Source organism: Luteibacter sp. 3190 (assembly GCF_031456385.1).
GTDB lineage: Bacteria > Pseudomonadota > Gammaproteobacteria > Xanthomonadales > Rhodanobacteraceae > Luteibacter.
On record NZ_JAVDUO010000001.1, the window covers coordinates 745,241 to 760,611 of the forward strand.

General features: G+C 67.0%; 13 protein-coding genes and 3 tRNA genes. 10 read left to right on the top strand and 6 right to left on the bottom strand.

Annotated features, from left to right (window positions below; translation table 11 throughout):
- Nucleotides 1-2 precede the first annotated feature (2 nt).
- Nucleotides 3-626 (bottom strand): transcriptional repressor LexA, encoded by a 624-nt coding sequence (lexA, locus tag J2X58_RS03525; protein WP_090053918.1) that lies wholly within the window; start codon nt 624-626, stop codon nt 3-5.
- 109 nt (nt 627-735) lie between these two features.
- Between lexA and J2X58_RS03530 the strand changes: the two genes are divergently transcribed.
- The 3 genes from J2X58_RS03530 to J2X58_RS03540 are packed head-to-tail and all read left to right on the top strand — an operon-like array spanning nt 736 to nt 3,252.
- Nucleotides 736-1,854, top strand: coding sequence for an MFS transporter (locus J2X58_RS03530; RefSeq protein ID WP_310046448.1), 1,119 nt, complete (start codon nt 736-738; stop codon nt 1,852-1,854).
- A 10-nt stretch (nt 1,855-1,864) separates the two neighbouring features.
- A complete protein-coding gene (locus J2X58_RS03535; protein ID WP_090053914.1) occupies nt 1,865-2,482 on the top strand; it encodes an HAD family phosphatase in 618 nt (205 codons plus the stop codon).
- A gap of 5 nt (nt 2,483-2,487) precedes the next feature.
- Complete coding sequence (locus tag J2X58_RS03540) at nt 2,488-3,252, top strand: DeoR/GlpR family DNA-binding transcription regulator (protein ID WP_310046449.1); 765 nt, start codon at nt 2,488-2,490, stop codon at nt 3,250-3,252.
- Nucleotides 3,253-3,368: 116 nt separating this feature from the next.
- Here the strand turns inward: J2X58_RS03540 and ppsA are convergent, their stop codons facing one another.
- Nucleotides 3,369-5,741 (bottom strand): phosphoenolpyruvate synthase, encoded by a 2,373-nt coding sequence (gene ppsA, locus J2X58_RS03545; RefSeq protein WP_310046450.1) that lies wholly within the window; start codon nt 5,739-5,741, stop codon nt 3,369-3,371.
- Nucleotides 5,742-5,927: 186 nt separating this feature from the next.
- On the opposite strand from ppsA, the gene J2X58_RS03550 reads away from it, so the two are divergent.
- The gene (locus J2X58_RS03550) at nt 5,928-6,743 is read left to right on the top strand and encodes a pyruvate, water dikinase regulatory protein (RefSeq protein ID WP_090055763.1); all 816 of its coding nucleotides are present in this window, start codon (nt 5,928-5,930) and stop codon (nt 6,741-6,743) included.
- Between the two features lie 30 nt (nt 6,744-6,773).
- Entirely contained in the window at nt 6,774-7,238 is a 465-nt protein-coding gene (locus tag J2X58_RS03555; RefSeq protein ID WP_090053910.1) for a DUF1249 domain-containing protein, read from the top strand.
- A gap of 252 nt (nt 7,239-7,490) precedes the next feature.
- Here J2X58_RS03555 and J2X58_RS03560 read toward each other — a convergent pair.
- The 3 genes from J2X58_RS03560 to J2X58_RS03570 all read right to left on the bottom strand — a co-directional run bounded on the left by J2X58_RS03560 (nt 7,491) and on the right by J2X58_RS03570 (nt 7,801).
- Nucleotides 7,491-7,567: transfer RNA gene (locus J2X58_RS03560), tRNA-Asp, on the bottom strand.
- Nucleotides 7,568-7,638: 71 nt separating this feature from the next.
- Nucleotides 7,639-7,714: transfer RNA gene (locus tag J2X58_RS03565), tRNA-Glu, on the bottom strand.
- A gap of 11 nt (nt 7,715-7,725) precedes the next feature.
- Nucleotides 7,726-7,801, bottom strand: a tRNA-Ala gene (locus J2X58_RS03570).
- A gap of 205 nt (nt 7,802-8,006) precedes the next feature.
- On the opposite strand from J2X58_RS03570, the gene J2X58_RS03575 reads away from it, so the two are divergent.
- From J2X58_RS03575 to J2X58_RS03595, 5 genes are all read left to right on the top strand, one after another.
- Nucleotides 8,007-9,767 carry a cation:proton antiporter gene (locus J2X58_RS03575; RefSeq protein ID WP_090053908.1) on the top strand — a complete coding sequence of 587 codons (1,761 nt, stop codon included), beginning with the start codon at nt 8,007-8,009 and terminating at the stop codon, nt 9,765-9,767.
- A gap of 165 nt (nt 9,768-9,932) precedes the next feature.
- Nucleotides 9,933-10,718 (top strand): FKBP-type peptidyl-prolyl cis-trans isomerase, encoded by a 786-nt coding sequence (locus tag J2X58_RS03580; protein WP_090053907.1) that lies wholly within the window; start codon nt 9,933-9,935, stop codon nt 10,716-10,718.
- Nucleotides 10,719-10,870: 152 nt separating this feature from the next.
- Complete coding sequence (locus J2X58_RS03585; protein WP_310046452.1) at nt 10,871-12,220, top strand: UDP-glucose/GDP-mannose dehydrogenase family protein; 1,350 nt, start codon at nt 10,871-10,873, stop codon at nt 12,218-12,220.
- The gene (locus J2X58_RS03590; protein ID WP_090053903.1) at nt 12,213-12,425 is read left to right on the top strand and encodes a SlyX family protein; all 213 of its coding nucleotides are present in this window, start codon (nt 12,213-12,215) and stop codon (nt 12,423-12,425) included. Before J2X58_RS03585 ends, J2X58_RS03590 begins: the two co-directional genes overlap by 8 nt.
- 25 nt (nt 12,426-12,450) lie before the next feature.
- Nucleotides 12,451-13,107: a DUF2058 family protein gene (locus tag J2X58_RS03595; RefSeq protein ID WP_090177259.1), complete on the top strand. Its 657-nt coding sequence runs from the start codon at nt 12,451-12,453 to the stop codon at nt 13,105-13,107.
- Nucleotides 13,108-13,289: 182 nt separating this feature from the next.
- Here J2X58_RS03595 and J2X58_RS03600 read toward each other — a convergent pair whose 3' ends face one another.
- On the bottom strand, nt 13,290-15,347 hold the full coding sequence (locus J2X58_RS03600) for a 3-hydroxyacyl-CoA dehydrogenase NAD-binding domain-containing protein (RefSeq protein ID WP_310046456.1): 2,058 nt from the start codon (nt 15,345-15,347) through the stop codon (nt 13,290-13,292).
- Nucleotides 15,348-15,371 lie beyond the last annotated feature (24 nt).

A 15,371-nucleotide genomic window follows, 5' to 3' on the forward strand; every position in this document is an offset into this window, starting at 1 on the left:
GGTCAGGTCCTGCGGATGATGCCGACGTAACGCCCTTCGATGGCGAACGCGTGGCGACGGGGGTCGACTTCGATCGGCGAGAAGTCGGGGTTTTCGGGCAGCAACAGGAGGCGGTCGCGTTCGTGCTTCAACCGCTTCACGGTGACTTCGTCGTCGAGGCGGGCGACGACGATCTGGCCGTCGTTCGCGGTGGCGGTCTTGTGCACGGCGAGGAGGTCGCCGTCGAGGATGCCGGCGTCGCGCATGCTCATGCCCACCACGCGCAGCAGGTAGTCGGCGCGCGGGCGGAACAGCGCGGGATCGACCTCGAGCTGCGACTCGATGTTTTCCTCGGCGAGGATCGGCGAACCGGCGGCGACGCGGCCGATCAGCGGAAGATCGTTCGCGGCGCCGCGCAGGAGCGCCGCGTTGCCGGCCGGGAGTCGCAGGCCGCGATGCTGCGGCGAACGCTCCAGCACGCCCTTGCGGACCAGCGACTCGACGCAGGCCTGCGCGGAACTGTGGCTGGAGAAGCCCAGCGCGTCGGCGATTTCGCGTAGCGTAGGCGGCAGGCCCTGGGCCTGCAGGTATTCCTGCAGGAAGGCCAAGGTCTTTTGCTGACGCTCTGTAAGGGTTGGGCTCGACATGTGTACATTTGTACAGTGGCCGGCGCGGCGGTGCAAGCGGGATTCGTGATTGCACGTTTATGCACGATTGCGTACATTGGTGCGCATTCCGATGCCCAATGGAGCACGCATGCGGCCCGCACGAGCCACCCGACTGATCTTCCTGTTATCCGGCATCGGCATGGCCAGCTGGGCGCCCATGGTTCCGTATGCGAAGGCCCGCCTCGGCCTCGACGACGCCACGCTCGGCCTGGTGCTCCTGTGCATGGGCTGCGGCGCGGTGGCGGCGATGCCGCTCGCCGGCTTCCTCACCCATCGTTTCGGCAATCGCGACGTCATCGGCGTCAGCGGCCTGCTCGTGTGCGTGGCGTTGCCGCTGCTGACGATCGCGCCGGACGTCTACTGGCTCGGCGCGGCGCTGCTGTTCTTCGGCGCGTCGCTCGGCGTGGTCGACGTCGCCATGAACGCGCACGCGGTGGACGTCGAGAAACACGCGGGCAAACCCATGATGTCCGGCTTCCACGGACTCTTCAGCGTGGGTGGCCTGGTCGGTTCCGCCGGCATGGCCGCGCTGCTGAAGGCCGGTGCGCCGCTCACCGGCAGCGCGCTGGCCGTGTCGGCCGGGTTGCTCGCGATCGTCGCGACGCAGTGGCGGCACTTCATGGTTCGCCTCGAGGAAGGCGAGCATGCGTCCACCGGGTTCCGCATGCCGTCGGCCACGGTGTTCCTGCTCGGGTTCCTGTGCCTCGTCGTCTTCCTCGCGGAAGGTTCGATGCTCGACTGGAGCGCGGTCTTCCTGCGTTTCTCGCGTGGTTTCGACGCGTCGTCGGCGGGGTTCGGTTACGCCGCGTTCTCCGTCGCGATGGCCGTTGGCCGCCTGCTGGGCGACCGCATCACGGCGCACGTCGGGCCCGTCACGATCGTCCGTGGCGGCGCCTTCATTGCGGCCCTGGGATTCTTCGTCGCCACGCTCGTGCCATGGGGACCGGCCGCGATGGCGGGCTTCGTCCTCGTGGGCCTCGGCGCGTCGAACATCGTGCCGGTGCTGTTCAGCGCGGCGGGTCGCCAACCGGGCACGTCGGCCGGCATCGGCATCGCGACCGTCACCTCGCTGGGTTACGCGGGCATGCTCGCCGGACCCGCGGCCATCGGTTTCGCCGCCCACCTGAGCAGCCTGTCGACGGCGCTGTTCGGCGTGGCCGTGCTGCTCGTCGTCGTTTCCGCCTGCGCTTCCATCGTTCGCCGCTGAGGGCCTGACCATGCACAACAAACGCGATGTCGTGATCTTCGATTTCGGCGGTGTCCTGATCGACTGGAACCCGCGCTACCTCTATCGCAAGCTGTTCGGCGACGACGAGGAGGCGATGGAAACCTTCCTCGCCGAAGTCACCACGCCGGAGTGGAACCTGCAGCAGGATGCGGGCCGTTCGTGGGACGAAGCGGTGCGTCTGCTCACCGCGGAGCATCCCACCAAGGCCGACCTCATCGCCGCCTACCAGCACCGCTGGGAGGAGACGCTGGGCGGTCCCATCGACGACAGCCTGCACATCCTGCGCGATCTCAAGGCGGCGGGGCATCCGCTCTACGGCCTCACCAACTGGTCGCAGGAGACCTTTCCCTTCGCGCGCGAACGGTTCGATTTCCTGGCCCTGTTCGACGGCATCGTGGTGTCGGGCGAGGAGGGGATGATCAAGCCGGATCCGCGCCTGTACCGGACGCTGCTCGAGCGCTACGACATCGATCCGTCCCGCGCGGTGTTCATCGACGACAACCGGGCGAACGTCGATGCCGCCAACGCGCTGGGCATCCACGGCATCCACTTCCACGATCCGGCGCAGCTGCGCAGGGATCTCGCGGATCTCGGTTTCCTGCCGTGAACGGCATGCCCGACACCACGCTTCCGCGCGAGCGGCAGCAGCTGATCCTCGATCGGCTCCGCCGCGACGGGAAGGTCGTCGCCACGGACCTGGCGCAGGAGTTCCGTGTGTCGGAGGACTCCATCCGTCGCGACCTGCGCGACCTCGCTGCCCAGGGGCTGTGTCGCCGCGTCTACGGTGGCGCGCTCCTGGCCGCGCAGGTCGCGCCGCTGGACGAGCGCCACCATGAGCGCGCCGAGCTGAAGCGATCGCTGGCGAGGGTCGCCGCCGGACTGGTGGGCGAGGGGCAGATCCTCTTCATCGACGCGGGCTCGACGAATACCGCGCTGGCGCGCGCGTTGCCCGAGCACCGCGGGCTGACGGTGGTGACGAACGCGCCGGACGTCGCCATGGCCGTGCTCGGCCGGCCCGGGTTCGACGTGATCCTGCTGGGTGGCCGGGTCGATCCGCGCATCGGCGGCGCGATCGGATCGCGCACGGTACGGCAGGCGCAGGACATCCGCGCCGATCTGTGCTTCCCCGGGGTGTGCGCCATCGACCCGGAGCGCGGGTTGTGGACCTTCGACGAGGAAGAGACCGTCTTCAAGCAGGCGATCATCGAGGCCAGCGGCGAGACGGTGGCGATCGCCACGCCGGACAAGCTCGTGGCGTCGGCGACGCATCACACGGCGCCGATCGGGGCGATCACGCATCTGGTGGTGGCGGCAGATACCGACGGGGCGATGCTGACTCCGTATCGCGAGGCGGGCGTGGCGGTACATATGCCGTAGGAGCGCGCCTTGCGCGCGACAGCTTTTCGCGGTGAGCAACGGATCCTGTCACTCACGGCCTCAAAAGATGTCGCGCGCAAGGCGCGCTCCTACGATGGATGGAGCAGCAGCGGGCGTCAGCCCGCCTTCTTCTTCGCCAGGCGCAGCCAGGTATCGACCACGGTGTCCGGGTTCAGCGACATCGACTCGATGCCCTGTTCCATCAGCCACTCGGCGAGGTCCGGATGGTCGGACGGGCCCTGGCCGCAGATGCCGACGTACTTGCCCTTTTCACGCGCGGTGCGGATCGCCATCGACAGCAGCTTCTTGACCGCGGCGTCGCGCTCGTCGAACAGGTGCGCGACGATGCTCGAATCGCGGTCGAGACCGAGGGTGAGCTGGGTCAGGTCGTTCGAGCCGATGGAGAAGCCGTCGAAGATGTCGAGGAACTCGTCCGCGAGAAGCGCATTGGACGGCACCTCGCACATCATGATGACCTTCAGGTCGTGCTCGCCCTGCACGAGGCCGTTTCCGCGCAGCACTTCGATCACCCGGCGACCTTCGTCCAGCGTGCGCACGAACGGGATCATCACCCAGACGTTGGTGAGGCCCATCGTCTCGCGCACGTACTTCACCGCCCTGCATTCCAGCGCGAAGGATTCGGCGAAGCCCGGGTCGACGTAACGGCTGGCGCCGCGGTAGCCGATCATCGGGTTCTCTTCGTGCGGCTCGTAGCGCGAACCGCCGAGCAGGCCGGCGTACTCGTTCGACTTGAAGTCCGACAGGCGCACGATCACCGGCTTCGGGAACACCGAGGCCGCGATGGTGGCGATGCCTTCGCCGAGGCGATCGACGTAGAACGACACCGGATCCTTGTAGCCGGCGATGCGCGTGTCGATGCGGGCCTTCGTCTCGGCGTCCTGCTTCGCGTACTCGAGCAGGGCCTTCGGATGCACGCCGATATGGCTGGCGATGATCATCTCGAGGCGGGCCAGGCCGATGCCTTCGTTCGGCAGCATGCCGAAGTCGAACGCGCGCTCGGGATTGGCCACGTTCATCATGATCTTCAGCGGCGCCTCCGGCATGGCGCCGAGGTCGGCCGTGATGCGCTCGAACTTCAGGATGCCTTCGTAGATGCTGCCGGTGTCGCCTTCGGCGCACGAGACGGTGACGTCGGCGCCATCGGGGATCGCGTCCAGCGCGTTGCCGCAGCCGACGACGGCGGGCACGCCGAGTTCGCGCGCGATGATCGCCGCGTGGCAGGTGCGGCCGCCGCGGTTGGTCACGATCGCCGCGGCGCGCTTCATCACCGGCTCCCAGTCGGGATCGGTCATGTCGGCCACGAGCACGTCGCCCGGCTGCACCTTGTTCATGTCGGCGAGCGAACGGATGACCCGCGCCTTGCCGGCACCGATCTTCTGGCCGATGGCGCGGCCCTCGGTGAGCACCTTGCCCTTTTCGCCGAGCTGGAAGCGCTCGAGCGTCGTCGCATGCGCGCGCGACTTCACGGTTTCCGGACGGGCCTGCACGATGTAGAGCTTGCCGGTGTTGCCGTCCTTCGCCCACTCGACGTCCATCGGACGGCCATAATGCTTTTCGATCACCAGCGCCTGGCGCGAGAGCTCCTCGACGTCGGCGTCGGTGATGCAGAAGCGGTGGCGGTCGGCCTGCGGCGTTTCCTCGATGCGCACGCGCTCGCCGGGCTGATCCGAATAGACCATGCGCTGCTGCTTCGCGCCGAGGCTGCGACGGAGCACCGACGGCTTGCCGTCGCGCAGGGTGGGCTTGAACACGTAGAACTCGTCCGGGTTCACGGCGCCCTGGACGACCATCTCGCCGAGGCCGTACGAGCCGGTGACGAACACGACGTCGCGGAAGCCGGATTCGGTGTCGAGGGTGAAGAGCACGCCCGACGCGCCGACGTCCGAGCGGACCATCAGCTGCACGCCGGCGGAGAGGAACACGTCCTCGTGCTTGAAGCCCTGGTGCACGCGGTAGGCGATGGCGCGGTCGTTGTACAGGGAGGCGAACACCTCCTTGACCTTGTGCAGCACGTCGTCGATGCCGACGACGTTGAGGAACGTTTCCTGCTGGCCGGCGAACGACGCGTCCGGGAGGTCTTCGGCCGTGGCGGAGGAGCGGACCGCGACGGCGATGTCCTTCGCGCCGGCGTCGTCGCACAGCTTGACGTAGGCATCGCGGATGGCCTGCTCGAGGTCGGCTGGCAGGGCGGTGTCGACGATCCAGCCGCGGATCTCCTTGCCGCCGCGGGTGAGTTCGTCCACATCGTCCACGTCGAGCGTGGCGAGGCGTTCGGCGATGCGCTTCGCCAGGCCGCTTTTCTCGAGGTAGGTCTGAAAGGCATCGGCCGTCGTGGCGAAGCCACCCGGTACGGAGACACCCAGTTTCGCGAGGTTGCCGATCATCTCGCCGAGGGAGGCGTTCTTGCCGCCCACCTTGCCCAGATCGGTCATGCGTAGCGCGTCGAGCCAGAGAACCAGGTCGCTCAAAGGAAAATCCTCACATCGGTTGGGCGGCGGGCCGCGCTGGGGAAAAACCGGCGCATTGTCGTAGTGGTATTGCACACGGGCAAGCGGCAATGCACAAGAACGGCCCGACATTCTGGGAGGTGGATGGTTATGCCGGCGTATTGGTCTTAAGGTAAGGCCATGGACTCCATGCAGGGAAACCGTTCCATGCGGCGCACCGTCTTCTTCATTTCCGATTCCACCGGCATCACGGCCGAGACCATCGGCAACAGCATGCTGGCCCAGTTCGAGGGGGTGCAGTTCGATACCCACCGGCTGCCCTTCATCGACAACGCGGCCAAGGCGGAAGCGGCCTCGCTGCGGATCAAGACGAAATACGCCCAGGACGGCCAGCGCCCCATCGTGGTCAATACCATGACCTCGCGAAGCCTGTGCGACATCGTCGCCGGTAGCGGCGCCCTGATGCTGGACGTGTTCGCCCCCTTCATCGAGCCGCTGGAGGCCGAGCTGGGCGCCAAGCAGTCGGGCGCGGTGAACCGCTCGCACGGCCTGGTGGATTTCGAACGCTACGAGGCCCGCATCGAGGCGACCAATTACGCCCTGGCGCACGACGACGGACTCGACGTCGACTACAACCAGGCCGACGTGGTGCTGGTGGGGGTGTCCCGGTCGGGCAAGACGCCGACCTGCCTGTACATGGCCTTGCATTACGGCGTCTGTGCCGCCAATTATCCGCTCACGGACGACGACCTCGACAAGCTCGAGTTGCCGACGCGTCTACGCCCTTATCGCAGCCGGCTGTTCGGCCTCACCATCGACCCGAACCGTCTGGCGCAGATCCGCGAGCAGCGCCGTCCCGGCAGCCGCTACGCCACGCTCAAGCAGTGCCGCTGGGAACTCGAACAAGCCGACCGCCTGATGCGCCGGGAGAACATCCCGGTCCTGAACACGACGCATACGTCGATCGAGGAAATATCGAGCAAGATCTTCGAATACCTCGGCATCGAACGCCATATGTACTGATGTGACGCACACCGGAGAAACGTGACACCCATGACCGCCGTGATCGAACGCCCCATCGCCCTCATTCCGGGACGCTTCGAGTTCCTGATGGGCCTTTACGCCGAGAACTACCATCGGCTGGCGCGTCTGTTCGCTCCGCAGCGGCTGTCCGCCGGCCGCTACGTCTCCGACGTGGACGACGGCCTCAAGGTCCGGCTCGACGTCCAGGAGAAGCATCCTTACACCCTGGAACTGGAACTCACCTACGACTTCGTCGACGAGGCCACCGGCCAGCCGTCGCCTTCGGCGCAGCTGCGCATGTACACCGACGCGCACGTCGCGGAGGCCATGCATTGCCAGCCGGGGCGCAAGCTGTCCGAGGTGCTGGGCCCGTTCCCGCCGGCCCATACGGTGCTGCAGCACCGCCTGCGCATGAACGGCTTCCTCAGCCGCTGGCTGGAGTACCTGGCGGAGCAGGGGCATTCGATCGGGACGCTGGAGCGGGTGGGCGGGTAATGTTGGGCGAGGCGGTCGTCCGGACCGCATCGAGAGTCGGGCGGTGGGAATCGGGGGCGGCACGGCCGGCGTTCGTCTGACGACGCGGGTGAGTCCGCGCTGGCGATGAGGCATCCGCAGCGCTACCGGCGTCCGCATGCTTTCGCCGGGAAATGCGCCCCCATTTCCCATCCCCCGTCTCCCGCGGCGTAAAGCGCACAAAATCGTCAGGCAAAAAAAATCCGCCAATCGGCGGATTCTTCTTTGAAGTAATGGCGGAGCGGACGGGACTCGAACCCGCGACCTCCGGCGTGACAGGCCAGCATTCTAACCGACTGAACTACCGCTCCACACTACGTTCAACTTCCAACTACTACCAACTTCCTTCTTCTTCCTTGACACTCTCCGGCGGACCGGAAAGTGGCGTCCCCACGGGGATTCGAACCCCGGTCGCCACCGTGAAAGGGTGATGTCCTAGGCCTCTAGACGATGGGGACGTACTAGAAGTTGGTGGAGCCAGCCGGGATCGAACCGGCGACCTCCTGCATGCCATGCAGGCGCTCTCCCAGCTGAGCTATGGCCCCCTGCTGGAAGCCGCAAAGATTACGTCCGACCCGCGATTCCGTCAAGCATTCATTACACTTTTTTTGAATTTATTTTCGACGAATCGAGAATGACGAGTCGTGGCGCGTACTTGCGCGAGCGACGCTTCCGACGCCTGGCGACGCGTCGCGTGTCGATGGCGGCGTCCGCGGGTTAACCTGTCCGTCCATACATACAGGGACAGGCATGCACGGCATCGTTTTCATCCAGGACCTGGCCACGGTGATGCTCGTCGCCGGCCTCACGACGGTGCTCTTCCAGCGCCTCAGGCAGCCGGTCGTGCTCGGTTACATCATCGCGGGGCTGATCGTCGGTCCGCATACGTTGCCGGTGATCTTCATCCACGACGAGGAGACGATCCGCACGCTGTCCGAGCTGGGCATGATCCTGCTGCTGTTCGCGCTCGGTCTCGAGTTCAGCCTGAAGAAACTGCGTGCGGTGGGAGGCGCGGCGCTCGTCGCCGCGTTCGCGGAAATCGTGCTGATGGTATGGATCGGCTACGAGATGGGCCGCTTCTTCGGCTGGACGGCGATGGATTCGCTGTTCCTCGGCGCGATGCTTTCGATCTCGTCCACCACCATCATCATGAAGGCGCTGGAAGACCTCGGTCTCAAGCGCGAGCGCTTCGCGCAGCTGATGTTCGGCATCCTGATCGTCGAAGACGTGCTCGCGATCGTGCTCATGGCCTTGCTCACCGGCATCGCCGGCACGGGCGATCTCGAAGCGGGCGAGGCGTTCGCCGCCATTGGCCGCCTCGGCCTGTTCATGGCGGTGTCGCTGGTGGTGGGCCTGCTGCTGGTGCCTCGGGTGGTCGATTACATCGCGCGCGTCAGCCGCAACGACGTGCTGCTCGTCGCCGTGCTGGGCATCTGCTTCGGCTTTTGCCTGCTCGTCACCGAGATGGGTTACAGCGTGGCGCTGGGCGCCTTCATGATCGGCGCCATCGTGGCCGAATCCGAAAGCGTCGCGCGAATCGAGCGCATCGTGATGCCCGTCCGCGACATGTTCAGCGCGGTGTTCTTCGTCGCGATCGGCATGCTGATCGACCCGCGCCTGCTGGTGCAGTACGCGCTGCCGATCACCGTGGTGACGATCGCCGTCGTGGTCGGCAAGGTCGTCACCTGCAGTTTCGGCAGCTTCGTCGCGGGCAACGACGGACGCACGTCGTTGCGCGTGGGCATGGGCCTGGCGCAGATCGGCGAGTTCTCGTTCGTGATCGCCTCGCTGGGCCTGACACTGAAGGTGACCAGCGGCTTCCTCTACCCCGTGGCGGTGGCGGTTTCGGCGATCACCACCTTCCTCACTCCCTATCTGATCCGTTCGTCCGACCCGCTGGCGCGTTTCCTCGGGCGGGTGCTGCCGACGCGCGTCACGGGCGTGTTCGGCGCCTATACGGAGTGGATGGGCAGTCTGGGCCTGCAGGGGCAGGGCGCGATCGTGATGAAGATGATCCGTCGCCTCGTCTGGCACGTCGTCATCAATACCGCGCTGGTCGTGGCCGTCTTCATCGGCATGGCGTTCGCGTACCGCCGCGGCTTCCTGCACCTGGACCTCTTCAGCGACGAGCCCGCAGTGCGGCGCACGCTGGCCTGGTCGCTCGCCGCGCTGCTCTCGCTGCCCATGGTGGTGGCGACGTACCGCAAGGCGGCGGCCCTGGGCATGCTGCTGGCGGAGCTCTCGATCCCCGATCGCTTCGGCGCGCGGACGTGGCAGATCCGCTCCGTTCTGGGCCGGATCATTCCCCTGGCCTCGATGCTGATCCTCGGCCTGCTGGTGGCGGCGCTGGCTTCCACGATCCTCCCGCCGCGGGAGGTGGCGCTGGTGCTGGTGCTCATCGGGATCGGGCTGACCTGGCTGCTCTGGCGGGTGCTGGTCCAGGTCCATGCCCGGCTGCAGGCGGCCATCCGGGACACCCTCGAGAAGCCCGGCCAGGATCGCCACGAGTGACGGGTCCCTCGATTTCACGAAAGGTTGATGAACTTTTGGTGTGAAACCCTGTCTCTCGCCACGTCATTGCAAGCAGGGCGCGAACCACCGCACAATGGCGTTTCCGCCTCCACAAGGAGGTGTACCGGCGGCGTCGCCGAATCTTTCCAAGAGAGGGAGTATCGAATGAAGCACTTTTTGCGTCCCACGATGACGGCCGTCGCCCTGGCGGTTGCGCTGGGTACGGCCGCGGGCGCATCCGCCCAGGCCGCCAAGCCGGCCGCCGCCCCCGCGGGCGCGGTCGATAAGCAGAAGGCCAGCTATGTCGTGGGTTGGGACCTTGCCAGCTCGCTTCCGCCGCTCGTGGCGAAGGAAGTCGACGCGGCCACGGTCGCCAAGGCGCTTCAGGCCGCCCTGTCGGGCCAGAAGCCGACCATGAGCGAAGCCGAAGCCAAGTCCGTCCGCGAGGCCTTCGTGGCCCAGCTGAAGGTCAAGGCCGAGGCCGAGTACAACAAGGTCGCCGCCCAGAACAAGAGCGAAGGCGATGCCTTCCTGGCCAAGAACAAGTCGGCCGCAGGCGTGAAGACGACGGCTTCGGGCCTGCAGTACCAGGTCGTCCAGGCCGGTACCGGTCAGCGTCCGGGTCCGAACGACACGGTCACCATCAACTACACCGGCACGTTCGTGAACGGCGAGAAGTTCGACTCCTCGGCCGACCACCAGCCGGCCGGCCCGGCCCAGATTCCGCTCGCCGCGGTGATCCCGGGCTTCCGCGAAGGCCTGCAGCTGATGCAGACGGGTGGCAAGTACAAGCTGTTCATCCCGTCGAACATCGCCTACGGCGCCAAGCCGGAAAACGGCTTCCCGCCGAACGCGACGATCATCTTCGACGTCGAGCTGATCAAGACCGGTCCGACCCCGGCGGGTCAGGGTCCGGGCGCCGGCGCGGCGCCGCAGGGTGGCGGCAAGTAAGCCTCCCGCGACACGCGTTACATCCCGAGGAGGGCCGCGAGCGATCGCGGCCCTTCTTTTTTGGGTGGAGCGGCCCGGCTCCACCCTTCGTCGACGCCACTTGCCGCGCATCCGCCACTACAATAGGCGGCTACGGACATGCCGGGAGCACCATGAAAGTCACCATCTTTGGAACCGGTTACGTCGGCCTCGTCACCGGCACCTGTCTGGCCGAAATGGGCAACCACGTGGTCTGCGTCGACGTGGACGCCGGCAAGGTCGAGCGCCTGAAGAACGGCGACGTGCCCATCTACGAGCCCGGCCTGGAGCCGATGGTCGTGCGTAACCACGCCGAGGGCCGCCTGGACTTCACGACCGACGCCGCACCGGCGATCGCCCATGGCGACATCGTGTTCATCGCCGTCGGCACGCCGCCCGACGAGGACGGCAGCGCCGACCTCCAGTACGTGCTGGCCGTGGCGAAGACGATCGGCGACCACATCGACCGCTACACCGTGGTGGTGAACAAATCGACCGTGCCGGTGGGCACCGCCGACCGCGTTCGCGAAGCGGTGGCTGCGCGCCTCGAAGCGCGTGGCGTGGACGTGCCGTTCGACATCGTCTCCAATCCTGAATTCCTCAAGGAAGGCGACGCGGTCGAGGACTGCATGCGTCCGGACCGCATCATCGTCGGCGCGTCGAGCCCGAAGGCGATCGGCCTGCTGCGCAAGCTGTACGCGCCGTTCAACCGCAACCACGATCGCATGGTGGTGATGGACGTGCGCTCGGCGGAGCTGACGAAGTACGCGGCGAACGCGATGCTCGCGACGAAGATCAGCTTCATGAACGAGATCGCCAACATCGCCGAACACGTCGGCGCGGACGTCGAACTCGTGCGTCAGGGCATCGGTGCCGATCCACGCATCGGCTATCACTTCATCTACCCCGGTGCCGGCTACGGCGGTTCCTGCTTCCCTAAGGACGTCCAGGCGCTCGCGCGCACCGCGCATTCGGTGGGTTACGACGCACGGCTGCTCGACGCGGTGGAAGCGGTGAACGATGCGCAGAAGTCCCGCCTGTTCGCGTTGGTCTCGAAGCACTTCGGCGACAAGCTCGCCGGCCGCACCATCGCCGTCTGGGGTCTGGCCTTCAAGGCGAATACGGACGACATGCGCGAGGCCTCGAGCCGCCGCCTCATGGAGCAGCTGTGGGACGCCGGTGCGAAGGTGCGCGCCTTCGATCCCGAGGCGGCGCACGAAACCCATCGCATCTATGGTGACCGCGACGACCTCGTGCTCGTGGAGCGCCCGTACGACGCGCTCGAGGGCGCGGACGCCCTGGTGATCGTGACCGAGTGGAAGGCTTTTCGCAGCCCGGATTTCGCGCGCGTGAAGTCGATGCTCGGCACGCCGGTCATCTTCGATGGCCGCAACATCTACGATCCGGCGCTCGTCGAGGAAGCCGGCATCGCGTACTACGGCATCGGCCGCGGTCGCAGCCTCGCGGGGAGCGATCATGGGTGATGTCGAGGAGCGCGTCACCGAACTCGAGGTGCGCCTCGCGTTCGTGGACGATACGGTCAACGGTCTTTCGTCGGCGGACGTGGAAATCGCGCGCCGGCTGGACCTGCTGGAACGAGCCGTGCGCGACCTGCGCTCGGACCTCGTGAACATGCGCGCGGGCCTCGGCGGCGACACCGCCAACGAGCCGCCGCCGCCGCACTACTGAAGCATTCGAACGAGCCTTACCGAACATGGCAGAGTCCCTGCGCGACCAGTTGTTGAAGAGCGGCCTCGTCAAGGAGATCCGCGAAGAGAAACGGACGTCCACGCCGCCGCGGCAGGGCGGTGGATCGTCGGCGAGCGGCCAGCCCTATGCGGGCAACCGGCCGAAGCAGGGCGGCAAGCCCCAGGGCGGTGGCGGAAATCGCCATGGCGGCCGGCCCGCGCAGCACGCGGGTAAACCGGGCCAGGGCGGACAGCGTCCGCAGAAGCGCAACGATGGCGAGATCGATCTGGCGAAGGCCTATGCCATTCGTGCGCAGACCGACGCGAACGAACGCCGCAAGGCCGAGGCCGAAGCCGCCGAGCAGGCGAGGCTGCGGAAGGAGAAGAAGCGCAAGGTCGAGGAACTGCTCAAGGGCAAGGCGCTCAACCTCGCCGAGGCCGACCAGGTGCGGCATTTTCCTTATGGCGACAAGATCCGTCGCGTCCACGTCGACGCGGCACAGTTGGCGGCGATCAACGCGGGCGAACTGGGCGTCGTGCAACAGGGTGGCCGGTATCTCGTCGTGCAGAAGGCTGTGATCGACGAACTGCGCGGCATCGCGCCCGAGTTCATCGCGCTGCTGGTCGATCCGAACGCCGTGAGCGAATCGGACGATGGCGTACCTGACGATCTGATGTGGTGACGCCGCGCGCTTCGGTCGTGCTCCTGTAGGAGCGCGCCCCGCGCGCGACATCTTTTCGCGAAGAGCGGCAGGTCCTGTTGCTCAGGGCCCCAAAACATGTCGCGCGCAGGGCGCGCTCCTACGCGGCAGGCGCCGATCGCCGATCGTATCGGCGATGGGTGCCCGCCCCGGTTCGCGTTTCGTCAGGCGGCAGGCGCTGAAAGTTCGGGGTTCTCCCAGCCTTCCTTCTTCGCGAAGCGCGCGCCGTGCTTCTGCTCGAGCTTCGCCAGGCGTTCGCGCACGACGGCCACGCCTTCGGTTCGCACGTACTGGATCGGACCGCCGCGGAAGGGCGCGAAGCCCGTCCCGAAGATGACGCCCGCATCGAGCAGGTCGGCGTCGTCGACCACGTTTTCCGCGAGGCAGGCGATCGCCTCGTTGACCATCGGCAGGATCATGCGATCCGTGATGTCCGCCGGCGGCACGTAATCCGGATCGACCTCGGGCTTCTCCGGCTTGCCGTCCTTCCACACGTAGAGGCCTTCGCCGTCCTTCTTGCCGCGCTTGTTCGCCGCGAGCTTCTCCTCGAGACCTTGCGGGACCTCGAGGCCGAGGAACGGTGCGAGCTCCTTGCCCACCGAGGCGCACACGTCGAGGCCGACGGTGTCGGCCAGTTCGATCGGGCCCATCGGCATGCCGAACTTCTTCGCTTCGCGATCGAGCACGGGCCCCGGCACGCCTTCGTTGTACAGACGCATCGCTTCCATCAGGTACGGCATGAGGATGCGGTTGACGAGGAATCCGGGCGTGCCCTTCACCGGCACCGGGAGCTTGCCGATCGCCTTGCAGAAGGCCAGGGCACGCTTCTCGATCGCGGGATCGAGCGCGTCGTGGCGCACGACTTCGACCAGCGGCATCTGCGCCACGGGGTTGAAGAAATGCAGGCCGAGGAAGCGCTGCGGCGCCTTCAGTCCCTGGCGCAGTTCGTCGAGCGGAATCGACGAGGTGTTGCTGGCGAGGATCTCGTCCGCCTGGAACTGCGGTTCGATGGCCGCGTACAGGGCGTGCTTGGCTTCCGGATTCTCGAAGATGGCCTCGATCGCGAGATCGGCGTCGGCCACGCCCTTGCCTTCCACGTCCGCGCGCAGGCGCGCCACCGCGGCATCGACCTTCGCCGGCGCCTTGAGCTTCTTCTCGAACAGCGTGCGGGCGCGCTTGATCGCGGGCTCGACGAAGCGGGCCTCGCGGTCCTGCAGCGTCACCTGGAATCCCTTCAGCGCCGACCAGGCCGCGATGTCGCCTCCCATGGTGCCGGCGCCGACGACGTGGACATGAGAAATGCCGTGGTCGGTGCCGCCGCCGAGGCCCTTCAGGCGCTCTTGCAGGAAGAAGATGCGGATGAGGTTGCGGGCGGTCGGCGTCGTGGCGAGCTTCGCCACCGACTTCGCCTCGAGCTTCAGGCGCTGCTGGATGGACGGGCCGCCGCGCGCCCATGTGTCGATGAGCGCGAATGGCGCCGGATAGTGCTCCCGGCGGACCTTGGCGGCCGTCTGCTTGCGCACCATCGGCGCGAGGATCGCGCGGGCCAGCAGCGTGTTGGTGGCCCAGCCCTTCGCGCGCTGCGCGAACGGGCGGGCGGCCGGCCGGCGCGCGAGGGCGCGGGCTTCGGCGAGCAGTTCGTCGGGGCGCGCAAGACGGTCCACCAGGCCGACCGCCTTCGCGCGGCGGGCATTGAACGCCTTGCCAGTCAGCATCGCCGGCAGGGCGTCCGGCGCACCGATCAGGCGCGGCAGGCGGGCGCTACCGCCCCAGCCTGGATGGATGCCGAGCATGACCTCGGGCAGGGCGATCTTCGTCGCGTCGTCGTCGGCGGCGATGCGCAGGCGGCAGGCGAGGGCGAGTTCGGTGCCGCCGCCCATGCAGGCGCCGTGGATGGCGGCGACGGTCGGGAAGGGCAGGCGGGCGAGGTTCTCGAAGACGCGCTGGCCGTTCTCGATGTTCTCGAGCACGGTGCCGGTCTGCGCGTATTCGACGAATTCGCGGATGTCCGCACCGACGGCGAAACCCATCGGCTTGGCGGACTGGATGACCACGCCCTTCGGTCCTTCGATGGCCAGGCGCTCCACGAGCGTGTCCAGCTCGTCGAGCACCTCGCGCGACAGCGCGTTCGCGCTGGCGCCCTCGCGGTCGAGCGTGAGGACGACGATGCCGTCGTCGCCTTCGCTGGTCTTCCAGTGCTTGAATCGGAGTCCTTCGAACATGGCTGGTCGTGCGGTGGCGAATGA